General features: G+C 58.1%; 20 protein-coding genes and 1 pseudogene. 10 read left to right on the forward strand and 11 right to left on the reverse strand.

The window, feature by feature from the left end; genetic code table 11:
* Positions 1 to 129 precede the first annotated feature (129 nt).
* A complete protein-coding gene (locus F8N12_RS11030) occupies positions 130 to 861 on the reverse strand; it encodes a Crp/Fnr family transcriptional regulator (RefSeq protein WP_150580461.1) in 732 nt (243 codons plus the stop codon).
* A 197-nt stretch (positions 862 to 1,058) separates the two neighbouring features.
* On the opposite strand from F8N12_RS11030, the gene F8N12_RS11035 reads away from it, so the two are divergent.
* The 5 genes from F8N12_RS11035 (at position 1,059) to F8N12_RS11055 (ending at position 6,425) form a co-directional block, all read left to right on the forward strand.
* Positions 1,059 to 1,886, forward strand: coding sequence for an enoyl-CoA hydratase/isomerase family protein (locus F8N12_RS11035; RefSeq protein ID WP_150580462.1), 828 nt, complete (start codon positions 1,059 to 1,061; stop codon positions 1,884 to 1,886).
* 165 nt (positions 1,887 to 2,051) lie between these two features.
* A complete protein-coding gene (locus F8N12_RS11040) occupies positions 2,052 to 3,260 on the forward strand; it encodes a CaiB/BaiF CoA transferase family protein (RefSeq protein ID WP_150580463.1) in 1,209 nt (402 codons plus the stop codon).
* Between the two features lie 78 nt (positions 3,261 to 3,338).
* Positions 3,339 to 4,631, forward strand: coding sequence for a CitMHS family transporter (locus tag F8N12_RS11045; protein WP_150580464.1), 1,293 nt, complete (start codon positions 3,339 to 3,341; stop codon positions 4,629 to 4,631).
* Positions 4,632 to 4,721: 90 nt separating this feature from the next.
* Positions 4,722 to 6,122 (forward strand): OprD family outer membrane porin, encoded by a 1,401-nt coding sequence (locus F8N12_RS11050; RefSeq protein ID WP_150580465.1) that lies wholly within the window; start codon positions 4,722 to 4,724, stop codon positions 6,120 to 6,122.
* Between the two features lie 147 nt (positions 6,123 to 6,269).
* Positions 6,270 to 6,425, forward strand: coding sequence for a hypothetical protein (locus F8N12_RS11055; protein ID WP_150580466.1), 156 nt, complete (start codon positions 6,270 to 6,272; stop codon positions 6,423 to 6,425).
* Between the two features lie 106 nt (positions 6,426 to 6,531).
* On the opposite strand, the gene F8N12_RS11060 is transcribed toward F8N12_RS11055, so the two are convergent.
* Positions 6,532 to 6,939, reverse strand: a complete 408-nt coding sequence (locus F8N12_RS11060; RefSeq protein WP_150580467.1) for an HPF/RaiA family ribosome-associated protein — start codon at positions 6,937 to 6,939, stop codon at positions 6,532 to 6,534.
* A gap of 213 nt (positions 6,940 to 7,152) precedes the next feature.
* On the reverse strand, positions 7,153 to 8,100 hold the full coding sequence (locus tag F8N12_RS11065; protein WP_150580468.1) for a LysR substrate-binding domain-containing protein: 948 nt from the start codon (positions 8,098 to 8,100) through the stop codon (positions 7,153 to 7,155).
* Positions 8,101 to 8,234: 134 nt separating this feature from the next.
* Between F8N12_RS11065 and F8N12_RS11070 the strand changes: the two genes are divergently transcribed.
* Together F8N12_RS11070 and F8N12_RS11075 are read left to right on the forward strand one after the other, a co-directional pair.
* Positions 8,235 to 9,611: an L-serine ammonia-lyase gene (locus F8N12_RS11070; protein ID WP_150580469.1), complete on the forward strand. Its 1,377-nt coding sequence runs from the start codon at positions 8,235 to 8,237 to the stop codon at positions 9,609 to 9,611.
* Positions 9,612 to 9,936: 325 nt separating this feature from the next.
* Positions 9,937 to 10,254 (forward strand): DUF3509 domain-containing protein, encoded by a 318-nt coding sequence (locus F8N12_RS11075; protein WP_150580470.1) that lies wholly within the window; start codon positions 9,937 to 9,939, stop codon positions 10,252 to 10,254.
* Here F8N12_RS11075 and F8N12_RS11080 read toward each other — a convergent pair.
* Positions 10,251 to 10,751 carry a phosphate-starvation-inducible protein PsiE gene (locus F8N12_RS11080; RefSeq protein WP_028623406.1) on the reverse strand — a complete coding sequence of 167 codons (501 nt, stop codon included), beginning with the start codon at positions 10,749 to 10,751 and terminating at the stop codon, positions 10,251 to 10,253. The genes F8N12_RS11075 and F8N12_RS11080 overlap by 4 nt on opposite strands.
* 342 nt (positions 10,752 to 11,093) lie before the next feature.
* Here F8N12_RS11080 and F8N12_RS11085 point away from each other — a divergent pair.
* Positions 11,094 to 11,348: pseudogene (locus F8N12_RS11085) on the forward strand (YebG family protein); the annotation flags it as partial.
* A gap of 207 nt (positions 11,349 to 11,555) precedes the next feature.
* Here F8N12_RS11085 and F8N12_RS11090 read toward each other — a convergent pair.
* Entirely contained in the window at positions 11,556 to 12,575 is a 1,020-nt protein-coding gene (locus tag F8N12_RS11090; RefSeq protein WP_150580472.1) for a Glu/Leu/Phe/Val dehydrogenase family protein, read from the reverse strand.
* A gap of 174 nt (positions 12,576 to 12,749) precedes the next feature.
* Here F8N12_RS11090 and F8N12_RS11095 point away from each other — a divergent pair, with 174 nt between their 5' ends.
* On the forward strand, positions 12,750 to 13,553 hold the full coding sequence (locus F8N12_RS11095) for a SirB1 family protein (RefSeq protein ID WP_150580473.1): 804 nt from the start codon (positions 12,750 to 12,752) through the stop codon (positions 13,551 to 13,553).
* Between the two features lie 117 nt (positions 13,554 to 13,670).
* Here F8N12_RS11095 and maiA read toward each other — a convergent pair whose 3' ends face one another.
* From maiA to hmgA, 3 genes are read right to left on the reverse strand one after another with little or no spacing between them, the layout of a single operon-like run.
* Entirely contained in the window at positions 13,671 to 14,306 is a 636-nt protein-coding gene (gene maiA / locus F8N12_RS11100) for a maleylacetoacetate isomerase (RefSeq protein ID WP_150580474.1), read from the reverse strand.
* 12 nt (positions 14,307 to 14,318) lie between these two features.
* Positions 14,319 to 15,623, reverse strand: a complete 1,305-nt coding sequence (fahA, locus tag F8N12_RS11105; protein ID WP_150580475.1) for a fumarylacetoacetase — start codon at positions 15,621 to 15,623, stop codon at positions 14,319 to 14,321.
* A gap of 3 nt (positions 15,624 to 15,626) precedes the next feature.
* Positions 15,627 to 16,931 carry a homogentisate 1,2-dioxygenase gene (gene hmgA, locus F8N12_RS11110; RefSeq protein WP_150580476.1) on the reverse strand — a complete coding sequence of 435 codons (1,305 nt, stop codon included), beginning with the start codon at positions 16,929 to 16,931 and terminating at the stop codon, positions 15,627 to 15,629.
* A 162-nt stretch (positions 16,932 to 17,093) separates the two neighbouring features.
* On the opposite strand from hmgA, the gene F8N12_RS11115 reads away from it, so the two are divergent.
* Positions 17,094 to 17,915: an IclR family transcriptional regulator gene (locus F8N12_RS11115; RefSeq protein WP_150580477.1), complete on the forward strand. Its 822-nt coding sequence runs from the start codon at positions 17,094 to 17,096 to the stop codon at positions 17,913 to 17,915.
* 56 nt (positions 17,916 to 17,971) lie between these two features.
* On the opposite strand, the gene F8N12_RS11120 is transcribed toward F8N12_RS11115, so the two are convergent.
* The 3 genes from F8N12_RS11120 to F8N12_RS11130 all read right to left on the reverse strand — a co-directional run bounded on the left by F8N12_RS11120 (position 17,972) and on the right by F8N12_RS11130 (position 23,832).
* On the reverse strand, positions 17,972 to 20,509 hold the full coding sequence (locus F8N12_RS11120; RefSeq protein WP_150580478.1) for a helix-turn-helix transcriptional regulator: 2,538 nt from the start codon (positions 20,507 to 20,509) through the stop codon (positions 17,972 to 17,974).
* 138 nt (positions 20,510 to 20,647) lie between these two features.
* The gene (locus F8N12_RS11125; protein ID WP_150580479.1) at positions 20,648 to 22,015 is read right to left on the reverse strand and encodes a DUF1329 domain-containing protein; all 1,368 of its coding nucleotides are present in this window, start codon (positions 22,013 to 22,015) and stop codon (positions 20,648 to 20,650) included.
* 23 nt (positions 22,016 to 22,038) lie between these two features.
* Positions 22,039 to 23,832, reverse strand: coding sequence for a DUF1302 domain-containing protein (locus F8N12_RS11130; RefSeq protein WP_150580480.1), 1,794 nt, complete (start codon positions 23,830 to 23,832; stop codon positions 22,039 to 22,041).
* Positions 23,833 to 24,152: the final 320 nt, after the last annotated feature.

Below are 24,152 nucleotides of genomic sequence, written 5' to 3' on the forward strand. Positions count from 1 at the left end.
GGTGACGCCTCGTGCTAATCACGGCGCCAGCAAGGGCGCAATAATAATGATAAATATTCTCATACGCAAAAGGGATCTGACGCTATGCACGTCTGGCGCAACGATGCCACTGCGTCTGCCTGGTCGAGCCTAGGCGTGCAGGGTTTCAAATTCTTCGTTGTGAAGATAATTGGCTTTCGAAAGCTTCGTCAGACGTTCAAAATCTACTATTTCGACCCCCCTGTAACGGGTGCTGAGTATTCCCTGATCGGCCCAGCCCGTTAGAATCCGCCCGACACTTTGGCGCGTCGCCCCGATCATCCGCCCCAGATCTTCTTGTGAATGAGACACCACGAGCTGTGCGTCATGCGCCTGGGCGACCTCAAGCAAACACAGCGCGAGCCGGCAAGGAATGGGCAGAAGCAGAGAACGCTCCAGCAGCCAGAACATATGTTGTAAGCGTCGCGCGCTCCGCTGGAGCAGTCTGATAGCCACCGACGGGTAGGCTTTCAGCAGCTGTTCGAAGTCTGGTTTCGTCAGCTCAAGCAGCACCGTGTCGCCGATGGCTTGGGCATGGTGTGAGCGCGGACTGTTGTTCAGCAAAGACAACTCACCGAACCACTCGCTGATACCGAGCACTGCGGTTAATAGCTCATCGCCTTGAATATTCTGCCGGGTAAAACGCACCCTCCCCTGCGCGATAATAAACAAGGAAGTGGCTTTATCGCCTTTTAAAAAAACTGTTTGCCGGTCATCGAAATAATGCTCTCGAAAGAAGGTTATTGCGAAAGTGACCGCGTCTACTTCGCAGCCTTTAAGGAGGGTGCTGCCGACGATTTGCGCGAGGGCCTCTGCCCCTACCAGCGGTGTTCTTGATGTCATTTGAGGCCCTGTTTTTTTATGATTTTATTGATCAATTGCCCGCTATGTTGCAGTCCTTGTCAGTGCAGGAACCCTAGTATAGGCACACGACGCGAGAGCAAGGGCGATACCGCCGCTCGCCGAATGCACGCCGAGTGGCATCTGCCAACTTGGACCCAGGCGGCCGATCAGGGCCATCCAACACAGAGGACACGCACATGAGCGAAACATTGGTAAAGCCTGCAGTGGAGGAAGGAACGCTTCCCATTCTGACCGTCTCCGGGTACCGCGCGGAGATTCGCCTGAACCGGCCAAAAGTGCTCAACCGTCTGCAGCCTGAGGACGTCCTGGCCTTACGCAAGATGTTTTCGCAGATCAACAATAATCCAGAGATTCGGGTCCTGGTGCTCACAGGCACTGGCCGGGTGTTCAGCTCGGGCTTTCACCTCGGGGACCTTGCTCAGCGACGCGCGAGTTCGGACGCTCCCGTGAAAGCGGAAGAACTGCAAGATTCACCCGACAACTTTGGCGCAATGACGGTGGAGCTGGAGAATCTGCGAGTGCCGACCATTTGCCGCCTTAACGGCAGCGTTTATGGGGGCGCCACGGACCTCGCTCTCAGCTGCGACTTCCGCATTGGCATGCAGGGCACAGAGATGTTCATGCCAGCTGCTCGCTTGGGTCTGCATTACTACTCTGAGGGCCTGGTGCGCTGGTCGCATCGCCTGGCACCCGGGGCGGCAAGAAAACTGTTCCTGACCGCGAAAACCATCAGTGCCGAAGAAATGCTGCGGGTGGGTTACCTGACTGAGTTAAGGGCTCCAGAAAACCTCGACAAGACTGTCGACGAATGGGCAGAAAACCTGGCCGCGATGGCGCCACGCGCTGTTGAAGGCATGAAGCAGGCACTCAATGAGATTGACCGCGGTGAGTTTGACCGCGTCGCTTCGGATGCGCGCAACGCGGCGAGTCTAAGCAGTGAAGACGTGCGGGAAGGTCTTGCAGCCTGGCATGAAAAACGCTCGCCCGTGTTTGTTGGACGCTAACACTTATTTCAATAATAAATTTCAAGATAATAGATTTTAAAACAATAAATTCTAAAAACAACAACAGATACTTTGCCGCATTTCAGGCCGTAAGGCATCAGGAGAAAAACAATCGATTGTGTACCTCCTGAAAGATCTGCCTGTTATTAAAGAGAGACTCGCTCAATGAACAACGGACCATTGTTTGGACTCAAGGTTATTGAACTCGCCCAGATTATGGCGGGCCCCACCTGCGGGATGATGTTGGCCGACATGGGAGCGGACGTCATTAAAGTAGAGAAACTGCCGGGGGGCGATGATGCACGTAACTATAAGGAGGAGTCAGCAGGAGAAATATCCCACTCTTTTGCGATGCTGAATCGAAACAAACGGAGTATCGCGCTCAATGTCAAGAAACCGGAAGGTCGAGACGCATTACTGCGCATGATCAAGGACGCAGACGTAGTCATAGAAAACTACCGCCTGGGTACGATGGAGAAACTCGGGATCGGCTATGAGACATTAGCAAAGATCAATCCTGGCCTGATCTACTGCTCGATCTCCGGCTATGGCCGGACCGGTCCCAAAGCCAAGGAAGGCGGGTTTGACCTTATTGCGCAGGGCTTTGCCGGCTTGATGAGCGTGACTGGAGAAAAAGGCGGCCGACCGATCAAGGGTGGAAATTCGGTGGCAGACATCAATGCCGGGATCCTGGCGAGTGTGGGTATCCTCGCTGCCTACGTACATAGGCTGAAGACCGGCAAGGGCCAGTTAGTTGAAACTTCGCTATTTGAAGCTGGGCTGCAGCAGATGTATTGGTTTGCAGCGATGTATTTCGCAACGGGAGAATCCGCGGGCGCATCCGGTTCTGCACATCCACTTATTGCACCGTATCAGGCCTTCGAAACGGCTGATCGCTGGATTACCCTTGGCGGTGCCAACCAGCGAAACTGGGTCAAGATCGCCGAGGTTCTTGGTCATCCTGAGTGGGCGCAAGAACCTCGCTTTTTGACAGGCCCCCTGCGTAAGAAGAACGAGGAAGCGCTGGTCGCACTTATCGCGCCAGTGCTGCTTACCGAGTCTGCAGACCACTGGATGTGCTTGTTAGAAGCAGCAGGGGTACCAGTGGGTCCGGTCAATACCATCGCGGAAGCACTTAACCATCCACATACACTAGCTCGGGAAATGGTGGTGGAGACTGAGCATCCAACCGCGGGGCGGATGAAGTCCCTTGGATTGCCGATCAAGTTCTCAAGAACACCCGGCGGTGTAAAACGCCCCGCAACTTTGCTCGGCGAGCACAGCCGGGAAGTTATGCACGAATATGGTTTCTCGAACGCAGAGATCGAGCAGATGCTCGCGTGCGGGGCGTTATTTGCAATCGAGTCAGCCTAGGCGGTGTCTGGAACACCAGTTCTGCCCTAACCACCGACAGGGTGGTTCACTCATTACAAAAATAAGAAGGAAAGTGATATGGCTTGGATTGGATTCGGCATGGTAATCACCTTCATGGTGCTGATCATGACCAAGCGGCTATCGGCTGTGGTCGCGCTTACTCTTGTCCCCGTGGCTTTTGGTCTGGCCGCGGGCCTGGGGGGTGAAATGGGTGGCATGATCATGGGCGGCATGCGTCAAGTCGCGCCCGTGGCGATCATGCTGATATTCGCGATACTGCTGTTCTCGATCATGTACGACGCGGGCCTGTTCGAGCCCTTGGTCAAGGCGATTACACGCTCTGCCGGGAACGACCCATTACGGATTACCTTGGCCACAGCCTTTCTGAGCGCGGTCACCTCGCTGGATGGTGATGGCACCACCACGGTGTTGATTGTGGTGACTGCTTTCTTACCGGTCTATCTGCGCATCGGTATGAACCCGCTGATCATCGCGGTGCTCATACTGCTGACCAATACCATGATCAATATTGTCCCTTGGGGAGGTCCGTCGGCCCGGGCAGCCAGCGCGCTGAACCTGGATGTGATGGACATTTTTGTGGGGTTGATTCCAGCAGCCATGCTGGGTCTGGTGTATGCGGGCGGCATGGCCTGGTGGTTTGGCTTGCGTGAACGCAAACGACTCGGCTGGGTGGCGGGCAGGAACATGCTCTTGCCGGAAATCGGCAAGAAGGTTGCGGAAATTGATCGCAGCCATCAGCGGCCCAAGCTTGTATGGGTAAACCTCGCCCTGATGTGTGGGATGGCCGCAGCTATGGGGACTGGGCTGGGACCCTTGCCGGCAGTCATGGTTGTCACTTTCGCGCTGGCGCTGGTGATCAATTATCCGCGCCTGGCTGAGCAAAAGAAACGCATTGCCGCCCATTCAGCGAATGCCATTACTGTAGCGATGCTCATATTCGCGGCGGGTGTGTTTACAGGAATACTCACCGGCTCCGGTATGGTCGATGCCATGGCCGCGTCAATCCTGGCGATCATTCCGGACTCTGCGGGCAGTTCCATGGCGCTGATTACGGCTTTCGCCTCCCTGCCCATCACGTTCTTCATATCCGATGATGCGTACTACTTCGGCATCATTCCTATCCTGGCTGCCGCCGGTGCGGAATATGGCGTCGACCCGATGCATATCGCTCGCGCCTCGATGATGGGCCAGCCGGTCCGCGCGCTCAGCCCGTTGATAGCACCCATATATGTCATCGCTGGCCTCCTCACCAAAGAGGTAGGTGAGTTGCAAAAGTTTGCACTGCTGCCCGCCATCGGTGCTTCGCTGGTCTTCATCGTGGGTGCCTTGCTGACCGGCGCCATTTCTTAACGCTAAGGATGATCTTGAAGTGTGCTGCCGCCCTGTCGCGGCGGCGAAGGGTTTCTGATGTCAAAAATAAATATAAAACGGACAGTTCAGATGAAAAACAAGAATGCGAAACTGGCAGTTCTTTCAGTGGCTTTATTGGGTGCCCACCCATCCGTTATTGCTTCAACCATTCATGATTCCAATCGCACTCATAACGCGGGGAAGTTCAATCTTTACCTGCGCGCAATCCATATTGATACCCGTATTAAAAATGATCTGATCGAAAAAGACTTCGGCGGATTCCCTACCGGCGATCGGCTGGGCGGTACGGCACTGGGTATTATTGCTGATTACAATTCGGGCTACTGGCAAGACAGTATCGGCTTTGATACCTCTCTTTATGGTGCGGCTCAGATCGATGCGCGGCCTGAAGACCGGGACCTGCTTGATGACACCTCGGGCGATAATCGCTCCTTTGCCAAGTTAGGTCAGGCCTACGTCAAGTTGCGCCGTGGTGGTGAAAACTGGACTGCCGGGCTTCAAGTCGGGCGCGGCAGGTTCGATGCAGGCACGGTGGTGACTTCCGATACCCGAGCAGTTCCCGCAAGCCTGCAAGGTGCCCGCGGGCAACTCCTGGTAGAAGGTCTGGACATAGGCCCGCTGCCAGGCGTGCTGTTTATCGATGGCGCCTACATCAATGGCGCCTCCCCGCGGGACCGTGAGGATTTCGACAAGATCCTTAGCGAAAGCGGAGCCGGGATCGACACCATCAAGACCTACAGCATTGGCTACGACGCCAAGTTGTTTGCCCTCAAGTACTCGCGAGGCGTGGCGAAGGATTTCAATAAGAACAGCAGTTACGGTTTGACGCTGCGGGCCCCCATCGGCGAACGCGGTGGGGCGATTTTAGAATCCTACTACTATGACCTGCGCGCGGCAGGTAACGTCTGGGATCGTGACTGGGCCGCCGGCGATGCGGGGTTCGACGACAAGGCCAGTTGGCTGAATATTAACCTTGGGCTGGAAATTGATAACTGGAGCGGCGGTATCTCCTACTCCAACACTAAGGCCGAGCTGACCAACGGGAAGTTGGGTTACGCCTATTTTGATCATGGCGACAATGTGGACGGCTCGCTCGAGGCGTGGACCCGCTCAGGCAGCGATTTCAACAATGATGGAGAAGAAACCTGGCAAGTAGCTGCCAAGTACGACTTCAAGGGTAACTCCCTGGGCGGGGTGCCATTGGATGGATTCAACTTCACGGCGCTGTTCAAGCGTGGCAAGTTCGATGCGACCAACCCGTTTACCGGAGCGGGCTCAGACATTCAGGAGAACGAGGTGGGGTATCTCCTCAACTACCGATTTGACGAACCTGATTACCAAGGACTTTCAGTGGGAGTGTTATTCACTCGCTACTGGATAAACGAAGACTTTGTAGCACTGGTATCGGCGCAACCAGAGAACGTTGTAAGCGGTAAAGACTTGCGCGTGTATCTGGATTACGCATTTTAGCCTTGCGCAGCGGGACCGGAGGCGCTGGAAGCCGGATAGATTCATTGAACGCTTTAGCCCCGCCTGAATCCAAATTTTCACCCCGGCGCTCACATCACCGTATCGCGCCGAAGAGTATCTGACTCATCGCCAAATAAAGGAATTCTCATGACCGACCCACGTAACATTGCCCACGACAAAAAAGTTCAGCAAGAGAAGAAGAACCATGGCGAAGAAATTGCGCCGGATGCAGAGCACACACCTCAGCCAGGTATGAAACCAGCGCTCAAGCACGACGATGACGAACAAAACGAGAACGCTTGAACCCGGCAATACCCTGATCTGAAGATTCAGTGTGGCGGCGCGGCACCAACAAAAACGGGCCTGCATGTGCAGGCCCGTTGTGTGGAGTTGAATGGTCAGTCAGGCATTAACCGTTCTGGGTAGCCTGTTCGTTTTCAAGAAACTCGTCTTCAAGCAGCGCATCGGCTGCTACATGCTCAAAGGGCACGACGGCGGCACGGGGTTTGCCCCGCAACTTGCCGAACAAGTGGTCCAGCGCGTGTTCCAGCTTTTCAGCTGCTCCGTCAATGGCCTGTTCCAGGGAGTCTGCCTTGTGGGTGACTGAAATAGGTTGATGGCCTTTTGGCCGCGCTTCCAGCTGGCAGCGCATATCGTGGGGACCGGGCTTGTCGCCATTCTCGTCCCGCAGATGGACCTCGATGCGGGTCAGGTCCTCTTCATAACGTTCGAGCGTGCTCTCAATGGTAGTACGTACCCACTCCTCCAGTCGGATGCTGCTTTGAATATGGTTATCACTGTTGACTTGGATTTGCATAGTTCATCCCTTATTTCAGCTAGCTCGCGAGAGGCCGTTCAGCTCGCCCTTGGGCGTCATCACTGTGACCTCTTACTTACACAATCGGTTCGCCCGGAGAACAATTCAACCCCTCAAAAAAGATAAATATTCATTCGCAAAAAAAGCCGGACATTAGCCGAAAGCGCTGTTAAGGTCGGGAGTTGGGTCGCCCCTCTCCCGCGCCGGATTTATTCACATCTGTTGCTCTGCCAACGGATGCAAGCTGCGAAAAACCTCCGCCTCTTCCACCAGCCAGTCATGCACCACGCGCACGCCCGGATGACTCAGTGCACCGGGCGCGTATAGCAGCATGTAGCGTTTGTGATTGGGCACCGCGAGGCCAAATGGCACGATCAACGCCCCGCGCTCCAGCTCATCGTTGAGCAACGTTCGTCGCGCAATGGCTACACCCATTCCGGCTATGGCCGCCTCAATGGTCAGGTGATTGCGATTGAAGGTATGACCGCGCCGTACATCCGCGCCCTGGAAACCGATGGCGTCGAGATAGAACTCCCATTCCGCATATTCGTAGCTGCCGCGCCAGGCAGTGATGTCATGTAGCAGCGGGAAATGGATCAGGTCCGCCGGACCGTGCAGCGGCGGTCGGCCACGCAACAGACCAGGCGCACACACTGGAAAAATCTGCTCGTCCAGCAGGGCTGTGGATAACAGCCCGGGATAGCTGCCGTCGTTGAGGTCGATCGCCAGATCGAAATCTCCTTCATGCAACGGCACACTGCTGTCTTCGGCGACCAGGCGTAGCTGAATGTCGGGGAAGCGCTGCTGCAACCGCGGCAATCGCGGCGTCAGCCATTTGCTCAGAAAGGATGGAATTGAACGAACGCGCAAGATACCGCTGATTATTCCTGCATCGAGCCGGCGTAATTCCGCATCGATGCTGCCGTAAGCCTCGTTGACGGTGACTGCCAGGCGCTGCCCCTGCGCACTCAACTCGACGCCTCGGGCGCGGCGATGAAACAGGCGGAACCCCAGGCGTTCTTCCAGTTGCCGCATCTGCTGGCTGACTGCCCCCGGCGTGATGTGCAGCTCCTCGGCGCATCGCGTGAATGAGAGGTGCCGGGCAGCACAGGAAAACACGTGCAGCCAGACGTAAGTCTGCGCATGCAATTGACGACTCATCGTTTAGTCCTGCTAAAGGGTATCTTAGGAATTTTCGTTGGTCACGTAGAACGCTAACGATCAGTATCGTCGACATTGCGCTCGTCCTACAAAAATGGCAGCGATTTTCTACCATTGCTTGTATAGGGTTTAGCATGGCTATCAGTGTTTTCGATCTGTTTAAAGTGGGTATTGGTCCTTCAAGCTCACACACCGTCGGCCCTATGCGCGCTGCTGCAACCTTTGCTCAGGCGCTCGCCGACCAGCGAATACTCGGTGACACGCGTCGCGTTGAAATCCGCCTGTACGGTTCGCTTTCGGCTACGGGCGTCGGACATGCCACCGACCGCGCCTGCGTCATGGGCTTGATGGGCGAATGGCCGGACAGTATCGACCCTACGACCATCGATGGCCGTATCCAGGCGTTACGCGAAACCGGCGAGCTCAGCCTGGCGGGGAAGATCACCATTGCCTTTGACTGGCAGCGTGACCTGCTGCTGCTCGACGAGAGCTTGCCCTACCACCCTAACGCCATGTCCCTGACCGCGTTCGGCGAGACCGGTGAACTGTGGGAGCAGACCTATTACTCGATCGGCGGCGGTTTCATCGTTGAAGCAGCTGAAGCCGAGTCGGGCATCGCGCCCACCAGCGACGTCGTCCTGCCATACGAATTCTCCACAGCGGTCGAGTTGCTCACGTTGTGCAACGAGCATGGCCTACGGGTATCCGAATTGATGATGGCTAACGAACTGGCCTGGCGTAGCGAGGCCGAGATCCGGCAGGGCCTGTTGCATATCTGGTCGGTGATGCGCGAATGCGTCGAGCAGGGTCTGCGTCACGAAGGCATCCTGCCTGGCGGTCTCAATGTGCCGCGACGTGCGGCGAAACTGCACCGCAGCCTGTTGGAAATCGGCAAGCCGAATGTCATTACTTCCACGTTGTCGGCAATGGAATGGGTCAACCTGTTCGCCCTTGCCGTGAATGAGGAAAACGCCGCCGGCGGGCGCATGGTTACTGCACCGACCAATGGCGCGGCGGGGATTATCCCGGCGGTACTGCACTACTACATGAAATTCAATCCGCACGCCTCGGACGATGACGTCGTCGCGTTCTTCCTGGGTGCCGCCGCGGTCGGCATTCTCTGCAAGAAAAACGCGTCGATTTCCGGCGCGGAGGTCGGATGTCAGGGCGAAGTCGGTTCAGCGTGCGCCATGGCGGCTGCAGGCCTGGCGGACATCCTCGGAGCGACGCCGGAACAACTCGAAAATGCTGCTGAAATCGGCTTGGAACACAATCTCGGCCTGACCTGCGATCCGGTCGGCGGACTTGTTCAGGTCCCGTGCATCGAGCGCAACGCCATCGCAGCAGTAAAGGCTATTAACGCCACGCAAATGGCCCTGCGCGGCGACGGCAAACACTTCATTTCACTTGATCGGGTAATCCGGACCATGCGCGACACCGGCGCCGATATGCACGACAAGTACAAGGAGACTTCGCGCGGTGGCCTGGCGGTGAACTGGGTGGAGTGCTGATCGCACCGCTTGAGGACGTTTCCCTGTTCCTGCCCGAAAACGGGCAGAAATCGGCAACCCGGCTCTTTCGGCCATTACGCCCCCTGTAGCAGCTGGCGAAGCCTGCGTCTGGTTTGCGCTGCGCTCTAACGTCAAACCCGGCCGAGCCAGACGCAGGCTTCGCCAGTTGCATAGGTCATAGAACATTGTCCGACAATGTTTGCGGCATGCCCCTTGCTAGATCACCCCTGAAGGTAATCGCTGTACGAGCCGATGGTCCGGTGTTGCGAACTAATCCCGATCCCGGTCGTCAACAACTGCACGTTCAATCAGGCGGTGACGCATCATGGACAACCCTTTTCAGCTCATTACCGACGCGTTTGCGCCGGATTATCAGGTCAACCTGAGCATTCAAGGACTCGACGGCAACATCATGCTGACTCTGTCCAACAGCGGCCGCGTCGTGGCCAAACGAATGATCAGCGCCGAACAGCGCAATGACCCCAAGCGTCTGAAACGTCTGGTGCAAAGCATCCAATTTGGCATCGCCATCGAACAGGGCCACAGCGCCATGTCGATCCTCGAAGCCATGACTGACAGCGACAGTCGTAGCCTGCCGCCACCACTGAGCAAAGGTCAGCCACGACCTGCGATGGGACTTTAAATTTCGCCCTTCTCGACCTCGGGATGTTCGCCGGATCCCGCACCGACCTTGCGTTGCGGGTGCTCGATCTTAACTGAAGGAAATTGTGACGAGGCATAGCGCACCACGAGGATCGCAAACGCCAGCAACAATATCCCGCCGCACAGATAAATAATCCCCAGATCGGGCGGGTTATGGTGTGACACGTTGGAGATCAGCAACCGCGTCAGTGCGGTGATCGCCACATAGATCAGAAAGCGCACAGGCATATGATTGGTCTTGAAATAGATGCCGACCATTGCCCCCAACTCGAGATAGATGAACAGCAACAGGATGTCATCGATCTTGATGTGCCCTTCTTCGAGCATCCCCAAAAACTCCATCACCGCCGCCCACGCGGTTACTGCACCGATGGCGAACAGCGCCAGATAATGGAACGTCTCGACGAAGAGATTGCCCAGCGACTCGGCCAGTTGATGCACGTTTTGCCGTAGTTTTTCGGCCCAGTTGATTTTCACGGTGATACTTCCTTAGCTCGGCTCGAGCGGATGATGCGCGATGGACGTGACGGTTCTGCATGCAGAAAAAAGGCCATTCACGGCTGTGACATGATGGCGAGGCGCCCTGAAACAAGCGCCGTGGCGTTTGGTCGCACCCTGGCAGGCCTCGGATCCGCAGGGGCAGGCGGGCGCAGATTCCGTCTTGACTGCCAAACGCATCCACAGCGACCTGACAAAGCCGGAATTGCGTCTACATTGAAAAGCCACTATCCAAACCGCAGCGATTCGCTTATCCTTTTCGCTGTATATAAATACAGTAGTCGATACAGACAACTTTTGTGAAGGCATGTGAGGTGGTGAATGGCCGTCGAAGTGGTATACCGCAGCAGCCGAGATCTGGAGCGCTTGTTCATGGATAAAGCCGAAGCTGACCGTCATGACAAAATGCTCGAGCTGGCCGAGTTGCTGGCTGAAGTGCTGCACAAAGCCGTTCCGTCCCTGACTGAACAGCAAGTAGAAGAAGCCGGGATCTACATGGCGAAAAATCGCGATGTGTTCGCCAAGGCATTCAAGAGCCAGCCGGATGCCTTGTCCGAATTGCTGAGCGCGCCAGCCGAAGTGATCGAGCCGGTTGCAGAAGCTGAGCCTGATCAGGCGGATGTTGCGCCAGTCAAACCCGTCAAGGCTGCAAAAGCTGTGAAATAAGCAGCTCAGAATTGAATAGGCCCTGATTCGAACGGCTCAGGGCCTTTTTAATGGCAAGATCTTGATCAGTATCCCGCAGGAGCCGCCGCAGGCTGCGATCCTTGATGCGCACGCAGGTCAACGATACAAAACCCTCTGCGCCAACTCGTCCGCCACCCGCGCCGGGGAGCGCTTCTCCGCTTGGGCGTGAGCAAAGACTTCGGTCAGTCGCGAGCTTATTTTCGACAGGTGCGCGGTGATAGTGGTGAGCTCTTCGCCCCGGTGCTTGAGCGACACGTAGATCAGGCCGCCGGCGTTGATCACATAGTCGGGCGCGTAGAGGATGCCGCGCCGCTCCAACTGATCGGCAACGTCCAGATGGATCAGTTGATTATTTGCTGACCCAGCCACCGCCGAGCAGCGCAACTGCGCGACCGTGACGCTGTTGAACACCCCGCCCAGCCCGCACGGCGCAAGAATGTCGCACGGTGTACTGAGCAGGGAATCGTTGGCAACCGGATGCGCGCCCAGTTGTTCCATGGCCAATTGCACCTTGCCGTGATCGATGTCGCTGACCAGCAGTTCGGCACCGGCGGCGTGCAACTGCTCGGCGAGAGCGAAACCGACATTGCCCAAGCCCTGGATGGCCACGCGCAGGCCTTCAAGGTTATCGCTGCCCAGTCGGGCCATCGCCGTCGCACGAATGCCCGCGAAGACACCCATGGCCGCATGGGGCGCCGGATCGCCCGCCGAGGTCGTACTGGTGACGTGTTGTGTTTGTTGGGCAATGCAATCCATGTCTGCCATCGAAGTGCCGCTGTCGATGGCGGTGATGTAGCGCCCGTCGAGCTGATTGATGCAGCGACCGAACGCTTCAAAGAGCGCGCTGCGGCTTTCCACATGGACCGGCCGCATGATCACGGCCACACCACCGCCCTGCGCAAGGCCGGCCAACGCGGCCTTGTAACTCATGCCTTGAGCCAGGCGAATAGCGTCCTCAACCGCAGACTCGTCGTCCGGATAGGACAGGTAACGGCATCCACCCAAGGCAGGTCCCAGGCGGCTGTTATGAATGGCAATGACCGCCTTCAGCCCGGAGGTCGGGTCGACGCTCAGATGCAGCGATTCAAGGCGAGTGCTTTGCATGAGAGCGAACATCGTAAAGCTCCCGAATCACTTCTTGTCAGACGCCAGTATAGGCCTGCACCCAAAAAATGCTGAAGCGGACCGGAATAAGCGCTGCCTTTATTCAGGCTTTCAGACATAACCCTGCGCGGTACTGGACGAATGCTGCAGACGAGGCTAAAAACGAGGCATTGCCCGGAGACTTTGATGACACCGCGCCAACACTTCTTCGATTGCCTGCACCGATCACCGCCTGCGCTGTTCGAGGCAGCGCTATGGATTGCAGTCGAGCACGACAAGGACGTGAATCCGCAGGCCGTCATGACGCAGTTCCAGGAACTGCATCAGCGCGTCAGCTACGGCTTGCCGATGTTGCCGGTCAGCGAACTGGCGCAACCTCTGCTGCGCCGTCTTAACGATCTGGGTTACGCCCAGGATGATTTCACGCCGCTGCGCCCGCAGGTGGCGCTGCTCGACAAGGTGCTGGAACGTCGCCGTGGTCAGCCATTGGCGCTGGGATTGATTGCACTGGAACTGGCCAGAGTGCTGGAGATTCCGCTGGTGGGAGTCAATTTTCCGGGGCATTTTCTGCTGCGGGTGCCCGGGGCCGATCACCTCCTCGACCCGTGCGGAGGCCGCCGCCTGTACCCCAACGATTGTCGCGAATTGTTGCAACGCCAATATGGCCCGAACATGAAGCTCAGCGCAGATCATTTACTCACCGCCCAGCCGGTGCAAATGCTCCAGCGTCTGTCACGCAACCTGCGCCAGTTGCATCTTTCCCACGATGATTACATCGGCGCGTTGATCGACGCCGAGCGGGTGCTGGAATTGGGTAACGCAAGCGCCGCGGACTATCTGGCACGGGCCAGCCTGTATCAGCGACTCGACTGTCCGAACGCCGAGCGATTTGATCTGGAGCACGCGCTGATGCTCAGCGATGATCCGATCCAGCGCATTCGACTGACAGAGCGACTCGGGCATTTACCCCCCAACTCAATCGTCCATTGAGCACAAGGTCCCGTAGAAGCAAGCTAGCTCGCGATTCAGCCAACGCGGTTCATCAGCCAGACCGCCCCACCGTTCATCGCGGGCAAGGCCGGCTAACACGAGTTTTGCGGTCAGCCTTCAAGGGGTATCTGGCTGATTGGCCGGGTGCGCCTTGATGAATGCTGGATGAACTGCGGCCAATGCCGCTACCCGACGAATCCGTGGATACGCCTCAAGGGAAATAGCGAAACGCTCAGCCGCGTACAACTGCGGAATCAAATACACGTCTGCCAGACCCGGTTCGGCGCCAAAACAATAACCTTTGTCGCCAATCAGTTGCTCGACCGTCGCCAGCCCCTGGCTTACCCAATTGCCGATCCATTCAACCACCTGCGGTTCATCATGGCCCCACTGACGCAGCTTGTTGAGCACGCTGACGTTGTGCAGCGGATGCACATCACAACCTATCACCGCCGCAATGCCTCGTTCACGGGCCCGCGCAGCGAGGTCTCTGGACAGCAACGGGACCTGTGGATAACGCTCTTCCAGGTACTCGATGATGGCGGGCGACTGGATCAGCAACTCGCCCTCCTCGGTGCGCAGGACCGGCACGCGCCCTTGCGGGTTGATCGCCAGATATGCGGCCTGCCGGTGCTCGCCCCCGGACGGGGCGATCAGGTTGATCGGCAGCGCTGCAACGTCCAGTCCTTTGAGGGCCAGCGCGATACGCACACGGTACGATGACGTTGAGCGATAGTACGTGTAGAGCTGCATGCCTCGATCCTCTTAGCGCGCCGGAGTCACGGTGCCGCGGCACTCGCCGAAACCGATAGACGCAAATCCTTCCCGGCTGCAGCGTGCACGCAGGATGATTTCATCACCGTCTTCGAGAAATTTGCGCACCTCGCCCGAAGCCAGTGCGATCGGCTTTTTGCCGCCCTCGGTGATTTCCAGCAGGCTGCCGAATTGTCCATTTTCCGGCCCCGACAAGGTGCCCGACCCGAACAGATCTCCGGCCTGCAACTGGCAGCCGTTGACACTGTGGTGCGCAACCATTTGCGCCACGGTCCAGTACATGTGTTTGGTGTTGCTGGACGTCAGGCGATGGGCCGGCAGTTTTTGCTCGCGCATGGCCTCGGTAAGCAGCAGCACTTCCAGTTCGATATCAAATGCGCCGCCGGCCTGATCGCGTTTATCCAGCAAGTACGGCAAAGGCTGCGGATCGCCTTCAGGACGTGCCGGTTGCGCACGACGAAAAGGCTCCAGCGCTTCAGCCGTCACGACCCACGGCGAAATGCTGGTGATGAAGCTCTTCGACAGAAACGGACCCAGCGGCTGGTACTCCCAGGCCTGAATGTCTCGAGCCGACCAGTCATTGAGCAGGCAGAAACCGGCAATGTGCTCGGCAGCGTCGCCGATGGCGATCGAATCGCCCATGGCGTTGCCCTGACCGATCCAGATCCCCAGTTCCAGCTCATAGTCCAGGCGCGCACACGGACCGAAGGTCGGCTCGGTTTGCCCGGCCGGCAAAGTCTGGCCTTTAGGTCGACGCACGTCGGTGCCGGAGGGGCGAATGGTCGAAGCGCGACCGTGATAACCAATCGGCACGTATTTGTAGTTCGGCAGCAGCGGGTTGTCTGGACGGAACAGTTTGCCGACGTTCTGCGCGTGCTCGATGCCGACGTAGAAGTCGGTGTAATCGTTGATTTTCGCCGGCAGGTGCATCACACAATCCGCCGCCAGTGGCAGCAGATTTGCGCCCTGTGCTTCGATCTTGCCATGCAGGGTGCTGCCCTCTGCAAACAACTCCATCAGGCGCTCGCGCAGGGCGACGCGCGCGGGGCGGCCCGATTCAAAAAAAGCATTCAACTGACCGCCACGAGTTGCTTCGACGGCGGCTTTCGCTGCGCCATCGAACAGACCGGCGTCCAGCGCCGCTTCCAGATCGAAAATATGCTCGCCGATGGCCACGCCACTGCGCGGCGCCGAACCCTGCACGCTGAACACACCCAGCGGCAGGTTTTGCAGCGGAAAATCGGCGTGATCGTTGGCGGAGGCAACCCAGCTACGAGTGATGGAAGTCTGAGTCATGGGTTATCTCCGGGTTGGGTCGAAAGTCGCGGGCAGGGTCGCCCAGCACGCGTCATAACTGGTTTGCAGTTGCGGGCAATCCAGCGCGAAACGGCTGGGGCGCAACACCTGGCTGGTCTCGAACATGAACGCCATGGTGTTGTCGATTTTTGTCGGTGCCAGCTCGGCATTGATCGCGCGGGTGCAGGTCTCGCCATCAGGCCCGTGAGCGCTCATGCAGCTGTGCAACGAAGCGCCGCCGGGCAGGAAGCCCTCGGCCTTGGCGTCGTATTCGCCTTTGATCAAGCCCATGAATTCGTTCATCAGGTTGCGGTGGAACCAGGGCGGACGGAAGGTTTTCTCCGCCACCATCCAGCGTGGCGGGAAGATCACGAAGTCGAGATTGGCCAGACCGTGGACACTGGTGGGCGAAGTCAGGACCGTGAATATCGACGGATCGGGATGATCGAAACTCACCGTGCCGATGGTATTGAATCGGCGCAGGTCATATTTGTAGGGCACGTTGTTACCGTGCCAGGCGACCACATTCAGCGGCGAATGATCAAGCTCGCACGCCCACAACTCACCGAGGAATTTCTGCACCAGCGTGGTCGGTTGCTTGAGGTTTTCGTAGTGCGCGACCGGGGCCAGAAAGTCTCGTGCATTGGCCAGGCCATTGCTGCCGATCGGCCCCAGGTCCGGCAGACGCAACGGCGCACCATGATTTTCCGCGAGGTACCCGCGGGCTTGCGCGTCGAGCAGTTCGATGCGGAACTTCAGACCGCGAGGCAGCACGGCAATTTCCAGCGGCTCGATTTCCAGCACGCCCAATTCGGTTACGAGACGCAGACGACCCAGTTGCGGCACCAGTAGCCATTCGCCATCAGCATTAAAAAACACGCGCTCCATCGAGCGATTGGCGCGGTAACTGTAAATGCTGATACCGGCCGGTTTCTCCGCGCTGGAGTTGGCGACCATGCTCACCAGGCCATCAATGAAATCGGTGGGTTCGGCGGGAATCTCCAGCGGGTTCCAGCGCAGGCGATTGGGGGTCACGTCACCCAAAGGCCCGCCAGCCAATTGCCGATCCAGTTTGACGAACGCCGGATGATTGGCTGACGGCTGAATACGGTACATCCAGGTCCGCCGTGCTTCACTGCGCGCCATGGTGAACGCGGTGCCGGAGAACAGTTCGGTGTAGAGGCCATACGGGGCTTTTTGCGGAGAGTTCTGGCCGACGGGCAGCGCGCCGGGCAACGCTTCGCTGCTGAAATGGTTGCCGAAGCCGGACTGATAGGCGAGCTCGGTCGCCGTTGAATCGAGGTTCATGGAGCCTCCTGAACAAGGATCAGGCAATGGCCTGTCACTCATTACAAGAGAATTGGCAGGCCCGTTTATTTTTATCGTAATTCAATTACGCATAACGTAATTTGATTGGTTATGACCGTCAAGTTATAAAGACGCCCATTCGTCCCGGGATCGACAGCCTTCATGGAAACGCCGCGCACCAACGACAAGCAAAAAGTCCGCTCGGCGGAGGTCGGCACTGACATCCTCAAGGCCTTGGCAGAGCTGTCGCCCTCCACTTCATTGTCGCGCCTTGCCGAGCACGTGCAGATGCCCGCGAGCAAGGTTCACCGTTATCTGCAGGCGCTGATTGCCAGCGGTTTTGCCGAACAGAACACGGCCACCAACCACTACGGCCTGGGTCGCGAAGCTCTGCGTGTGGGGCTGGCCGCGCTCAACAGTATGGACGTGCTCAAGGTTGCCGCCCTGCCCTTGGCGGAACTGCGCGATGAATTGAAAGAGACCTGCTTTTTGGCCGTGTGGGGTAATCAGGGCGCAACCGTTGTGCATATCGAACCGGCGGTGCGCGCGGTGACGGTCGTGACGCAACTTGGCTCCGTACTGCCGCTGCTTACCTCGTCTACAGGTCTGGTATTCGCTGCATATTTGCCCAAGCGCGAAACTGTGGATTTGCGCGAACGGGAACTGCAGGCCTGCGCTGTTCACGCCTTGGCCGACGCTCAGGACTATGAACGACTGAGTCAGCAAATTCGTGATCGCGGCCTGCACCATGTACACGGCCTGTTGATGCCCGGGGTCGATGCGCTGTCGGCTCCGGTATTCAATGCAGTTGGAAACGCAGTGGCAGTGATGACGATCGTCGGACCGGCATCGCTGTTTCACGCCGACGAAAACGGCCCGGCGGCGCAGCGATTGCTGGCGGCGACTCGGGCCGTGAGCTGGCGGATGGGGTACGAAGAGCGTGCCGGCTCAGAGCAGAAAACCGTGGATAAAATCGATGACTGAAGTGCTAACGTCACTCGGGGTCAGATTCGGGGGTTTGAATACTGGGCAATGAACATTTAGCAACCTGCCCCCATTGTCTTCAACCTGGCAACCGCCTGCGTGCGCCGTTGAACGCCCAGCTTGCTGTAGATCCGTCGTACATGGGTTTTAACCGTATGCAGGGAAATATACAGTTGTTCGGCGATTTGCTGGTTGGAGTTGCCCAACGCAATCAGGCTCAGCACTTCAAGCTCGCGGGCACTTAGCACTCCCGCATCGACGACCTGCGCGTCGACGGGTAGCTCGCCCTGCAAGCGGCACAGCAGTTCTGGCGCTCGCAACTGTAATTCGCTTAACGCCTGCTGAACATTGCAGCGGCTTACCAGCTCCAGCCCTGCGTCCAGCGCAGAGCGTGCAAGCGTGGGCTCGTCAATCAGGTCAGCCACTTCACACATCGCCAACTGCAGTTCGGATTCGAGCGCCAGCATGCCGTGCTGCTGCGCGTGATCAAGCAACGCCTGCAAACGATCCAGGGGCTTGTGCGCCTGATGCAGACGGGTCTGCGCCAGCACCAGCTGATATTCGATGCGGGGGATGAGTTCCAGTGTTGCCGGGGGCGCTTGTCGCGCATGCGGCCCACGGTAATGACGCAACACGCGGGTCAGCGCTTCGCGGGCCAATTCCGCACGTCCCTGTTGCAGCCAGATATGACTGCTCAACTGCAACAGCGCGCCACGGTAGACCGTGTCGGGGATCTGCCGCTGCTGCATCAATCGCTCGGCTTCTCGCAAGCGATCAAACGCCTGTGCGTAATTACGCTGGTTCGCGGCCAGTTGCGCCAGCCCGAGAAAACCATACAAAGCGCGTTTGTCCTCACTTTGCAGGCAATCTTCCAGCCCCGAACGAAAGAACACCGCTGCCCGTTCATCCTGCCCCTGGCACAGCGCCAATCGCCCTCTACGCAAAGCTACCCGGCCGATTAACGGTGTGGGCCGGTCAGCCTCACGACAGAGCCGTGCATGCACGTCCGCCAGCAGCCGCTCGGCCCGGCAAGGCGCGCCACGCTGTTCCAGCAATTGCGCGTGATCCAGCTCCAGCAGCCCTTCGAACAACAACGAACCATGCGCGCGTGCCAGGCATACCGCTTCGCGGTTTATCGTGTGCGCAGCATCGAGGTCGCCATTGAGCAGCGCCTGCTGCGTCAACCCGGACAGGCACAGCAGCCGGGATGACCAGGCGCTGATGTCCAGTTCCACGAGCGCCTCGATGAAATGCGCGCGGGCGCAAGCCATACGCCCCTGCAAATGCAGAAGCCACCCCTGTTGCGCCTGCCAGCGTGCCAGCAGCTGCCGGTGCAGGGTATCACTGGGTTGTGGCGCGAACCGGACCATTTGCTCGATACAGGCAGCGGCCTGTTCGAACCGCCCGGCGAACAACAACGCCGCTGTAATCAGCCCAACCCGCTGCGGCGTACCCAGTGTCAGGTGGTCGCCCAAAAACTCATGCAGGCGCAACAACAATGTCACGTTGTTACGGATGAACAAATGCTCGAAGCTGAAATGTTGCAACAGGCTGACAGCCGATTCGAACTCCTGCGCCAACATTGCCTGTTCGAACGCGCCTTGCCAGTCTTCGCGGGCACTGAACCACTGACACGCACGACGATGCCAAGAGCGTCCAGCGGTGCTTTGCTCATCGCGAATGGCCAGCGCCACCGGCACGAACACTCGTAACCAATCGGCGGAGTCTTCCCACGGTTCGATGAAACAGCCCATGTCCTGCAATGAATGCAACCACTGCGCACCTTCGCCGGTGCCGAACAGGTGCTCACACAGGCTGGCATTGAAACGAGGCAAGTGAGCCAGCACTTTCCACACCTCTACCAGTTCGGCAGGCAAGGTGTTCAGCAGCTCATGTTGCAGGTAATCGAGCAGCGTCGCAGAGCGAACCTGCTCGCAACCTTTGTGATCCCCTTCCATCATTGCGATGCGCACCCCGGCGCACCAGCCGCCGGTGCGTTCGAACAGTTTTTCAGCGCTCGGCAACCGGGACGTGGGCGCTACCCGGCCGGGCATCTGTTCGATCTCGGAAGTGGTAAAAGCCAGCGCGCGCCCTTCGCACTCGAACAACTCGTCATCGAGCAACAGCCGCGGCCAGTTGCATGACGGACGTCGGCGCGAACTCAACCACCAGGTGAGTGCCGGGCTGGCGATGGCCAGAAGGCGATCCAGCAAGCGATCAAATTCAGGATCAGGGGCGCGGCACAGGTCATCAAGAAACAGCCAGGTTGGCTTTTGCAAACGACTCAGGCAATCCACCAATACAGCCTCATCGGCCGCCTCCAGCCCCAGCACCTGGCCCAGTCGCTGCCGTAAATCTGCAGCACTCAACGATACACCTGACATTGGCAGCCAATGCACCCGGCAGTGTTCCGGCGCCTGCAACAGGCATTCGACCAGCAACGCACTTTTGCCGCTGCCGGCAGGCGCGCACAGCAATTTCACCCGGGCTGTCGAGGCCAGCAACGGTTCGATCAAGCGTTTGCGCGACAAATGATGAGACGACAAACGGGGCAGAAATCCCGCAAGGTCTGGCCACTGGGTCATGGCAGTCATAGGAAGGCGCCTTCTTATAGTTGTGCCGTCACCCTAGCCCTCTCTGTGCAGCTTGTTGAGAAGTATTCAAAACGCTTATTGGCCCTCATAAAAAAGGTGACCGCAAAGTCACCTTTTCCGTACCACCTGTAGGACTGCTTACCTCACACCTGTGCTCCGCAGCGCTGCTGGCGTGTAGTCTCCCGCTTTGGCATCGATACCAAATTCAAAACTGCGCTTCTCCTCGTTTTTCATGCCAAGCGCGATATAGCGACCAGCGATCAGGTCATACAGCGCTTCCACCGTATAAGCCGGTACCTGATGATCGTAATAGAACTGCGCGTGGCCTTCGGCAACCCGCCAGAGTTGACCGCGACCGTCATAGTGATCGGCCAGTGCCACCTGCCAGCTGTCCTCATCGATATACATGTGGCGCTTGGCATACACGTGGCGCTCGCCAGGCTTGACCGTGGCCACGACCTCCCAGACGCGGTGCAATTCGTATCGGGTCAGGTCCTGGTTGATATGCCCGGCCTTGATCACGTCGGTGTATTTGAGGTTGGGCGAGTCGAGCTTGTAACTGTTGTACGGAATGTACATTTCTTTTTTGCCGATAAGTTTCCAGTCGTAGCGGTCCGGCGCGCCGGAAAACATGTCGAAGTTATCGGTGGTGCGCAAACCGTCGGACGACGTACCGACGCCGTCATAGGCCACTTGCGGAGCACGACGCACGCGTCGCTGGCCGGCATTGTAGATCCACGCCTTGCGCGGTTCCTTGACCTGATCGAGCGTCTCGTGAACCAGCAGCACGTTACCTGCCAGGCGCGCCGGCGCGGTGACTTCCTGCTTGAAATAACTCAGGACGTTTTCGTCGCTGCCCGGCTTCAAGTCACCGAGCAAGGAAGGCACCGCCACTTCATCCTTGAAGCGGATCACGGTGAAATCACCATTGGACTGCGGCGTCGCCTGAGTGATGGTGCGGCGCAGGTTACCGCCGTGATACCGGGTGACGTGGTTCCAGATAACCTCAACGCCATTTTTCGGAATCGGGAACGCGTAATAGCGATTGCCGGTGAAATTGGCCAACCCGTTGCCGTCATTGATCGGCGTGACATTGAGGGCACTGCGTTTGGCTGACTCGTAGATATCCGCTGGCACAGCCACCGTGCGATGTGACGGATAAACCGGGATTTTGTAGGTCTCTGGATAGCGCTTGAACATCGCTATCTGGCCATCGGAGAGTTTGTCCTTGTACTTGTCCACCGTTGCCGCGGTGATCGTGAACAGCGGTTTTTCATTGGCGAACGGGTCAGCCAGGAATCCTTTGCTGTCCACCGCACCGGCGTTCTTGCCGATGCCACCGGTCCAGGCCGGGATCGAGCCGTCGGCGTTGCCGGCCTTTTCCGCGCCCAGCGGTGTCAGGCTGGTCCCCAGTTTGCTGGCTTCTTCCGGCGACACCGCGGCCATCACGTTGGCAGCCAACAGGCTCAGGGCCAGAACACCATATTGCAGAATCATCTTGCGCATTGAAATCATCCTTCTCAGCCAGATCAGAAGTTCACGCCGAAGCTCAGCGCCAGGAAGTCGCGATCTTCCAGGGTGTTGTAGTCACCGCCGAAGAAATCGGTGTAACTCAAGCTCGCGGTGTAGGTGTTGCGGTAGTCGGCATCGACACCGACGCTGATCGCTTTCGCGCCTTCATTGAACAGGCCGTTGGGGCCATAGCCGGCGACGTCGTGGGACCACGACAGGTTGGGTTTGAAGTTGATCCCGGCGATCACGTTGTTGTACTCAAGGATCGCGCGGGCCCGGTAGCCCCAGGAGGTCGACGTGACAAAACCGTCGGTGTCACCGCCAAAACCGTATTGGCCGTACACCGAGTCGCGGCCGTAACGCAGTTCACTTTTGTCCTCCAGCCCGCCGACATGCACCACCGCCGCTTCACCCACCAGGGTCAGCCGATCGGCGCCTGCCACTTGATCGATGAAGTGCGTCAGGGTGCTCTGGATCTGCGTCACGTCCTTGCGCCGATAACCTTTGTTGTCAGCCCCCGGAGCCGTGGCGATCGGTGATGCTGCGCCACCGGAAATGGGGTTGAGCAGGGCCAGCGTCAGGTCATTGGTATTGATCTGCACCGGCAGGTTGGGACGGTAGCTGATCTCGCCGGTCCACGCCGTGCCGGTCGGCAAGGTAGTGGAGAAACTTGCGCCATACAGGCGGATGTCTTCCGGATACTCGAGATAATACTGACCGCGACCCAGCATCACGCTTTGCGCAAGACCGCCACCGCTGCCAGGCGCAATGCCATTGGCCGCACCGATGATGCCGGGGATTCGCGCCAGCGTGCCGGGACCGGCCGTCGTGGTGCCAACGTTCGGTGTGCGGCTGTGATAATTCATGAAGTACAGACCGTACTCGGTGTCATCGCCAAGCCAGCGCAGGGCCGTCCCCCATTGTCCGGAATCGCGGGCGTCGCGGTCACCACCGCGTGGCACGATCACACCTTCGCGACTGACCTGGAAGCCTTGGCCGAATGCCGCCGCAATCGGTTGCAATGGCGCGATTGCCGGGCTGGCAACGGTGTAGCCGGTAGTGCAACCATCTGCTGCTACGTCTCCACCGAAGAAGGTGCCGCAGTTGTCGAGAACCGTCTGGTCCCACTCCAGCTGATAGAAACCTTCCACGGTGAGCTTGTCAGTCAGGCCCTGCGAGGCGAACAACATGTTCACCGGAATCAGGCCCTCCTTGATCTCCGCGCCGGGGCGTCGAAACGCGGAAACGTCCACCGGATTGATGCTGTTGATCGAGTTGCCGATGAAGGTACTTTCGCCCCAGCTGACCACCTGTTTGCCGGCCCGCGCGGTACCAGGCAAATTGCCGATCGAATAATTGTGATAGACGAAGGCATCGAGGATCTGCGCACCGGAAGACTTTGAGCCTTCCTTGCGGTTGTGATCGCTGATCGGCTTGAACTCGCGGTCTTCGTCCTTCAGTTCGAAGTCGTACCAGTACTTGCCACGGACGAACACGCCGGTGTCGCCATACTTCAATTCGAGGTCATGGATGCCCTTGAAGATCTTGGAGAAGGTTTCACCTTTCTTGAAATTCAGACGCCCGTCATCTCCGGTCGACGCCTGGCCGGTTCCGCCGTTGGGAATGCCCACCAACGAGCTGTCGGCATCGCGCATGCCCCAGCTCGCCCCCACAGACAGCGAGGAGTCGAAAGTCCCCTCGATTTCCCCGATATTGAATGAAACCGCCTGTGCCTGGGCGCAACAACCCATGGCCACCGCAGCGGCGAGCGCGTGCGGTTTGAAGATGGCGCGCATTGTTGTTTTTGTCATGCGTCTTCCCCGGTGAGTGACAGAAGGCCCCACCCTACTGCCGCACGCCGAGAGCGATAAGCGCACGAAGGAGGTATTTGGCGTGTACCTCGAAAGGATGAACGGGCTTGTGGTGGGGGGATTTGCGCGGGGTATGGGCGGACTGGATGAAGGGTTATCAATGGAACGCATGAGGCAAGGCCACCACTGTCTGTAGCAGCTGGCGCAGCCTGCGTCCGGCGGTCCGGCGGTCCGGCAGGTGCGATGTGCACTCCATACGATTGATTGACGACTGCTACGCAGCCGGACGCAGGCTGCGCCAACTGCTACAGGGAAATTTG

The sequence above is a fragment of the Pseudomonas fluorescens genome (assembly GCF_902497625.1).
Lineage (GTDB): Bacteria > Pseudomonadota > Gammaproteobacteria > Pseudomonadales > Pseudomonadaceae > Aquipseudomonas > Aquipseudomonas fluorescens_BQ.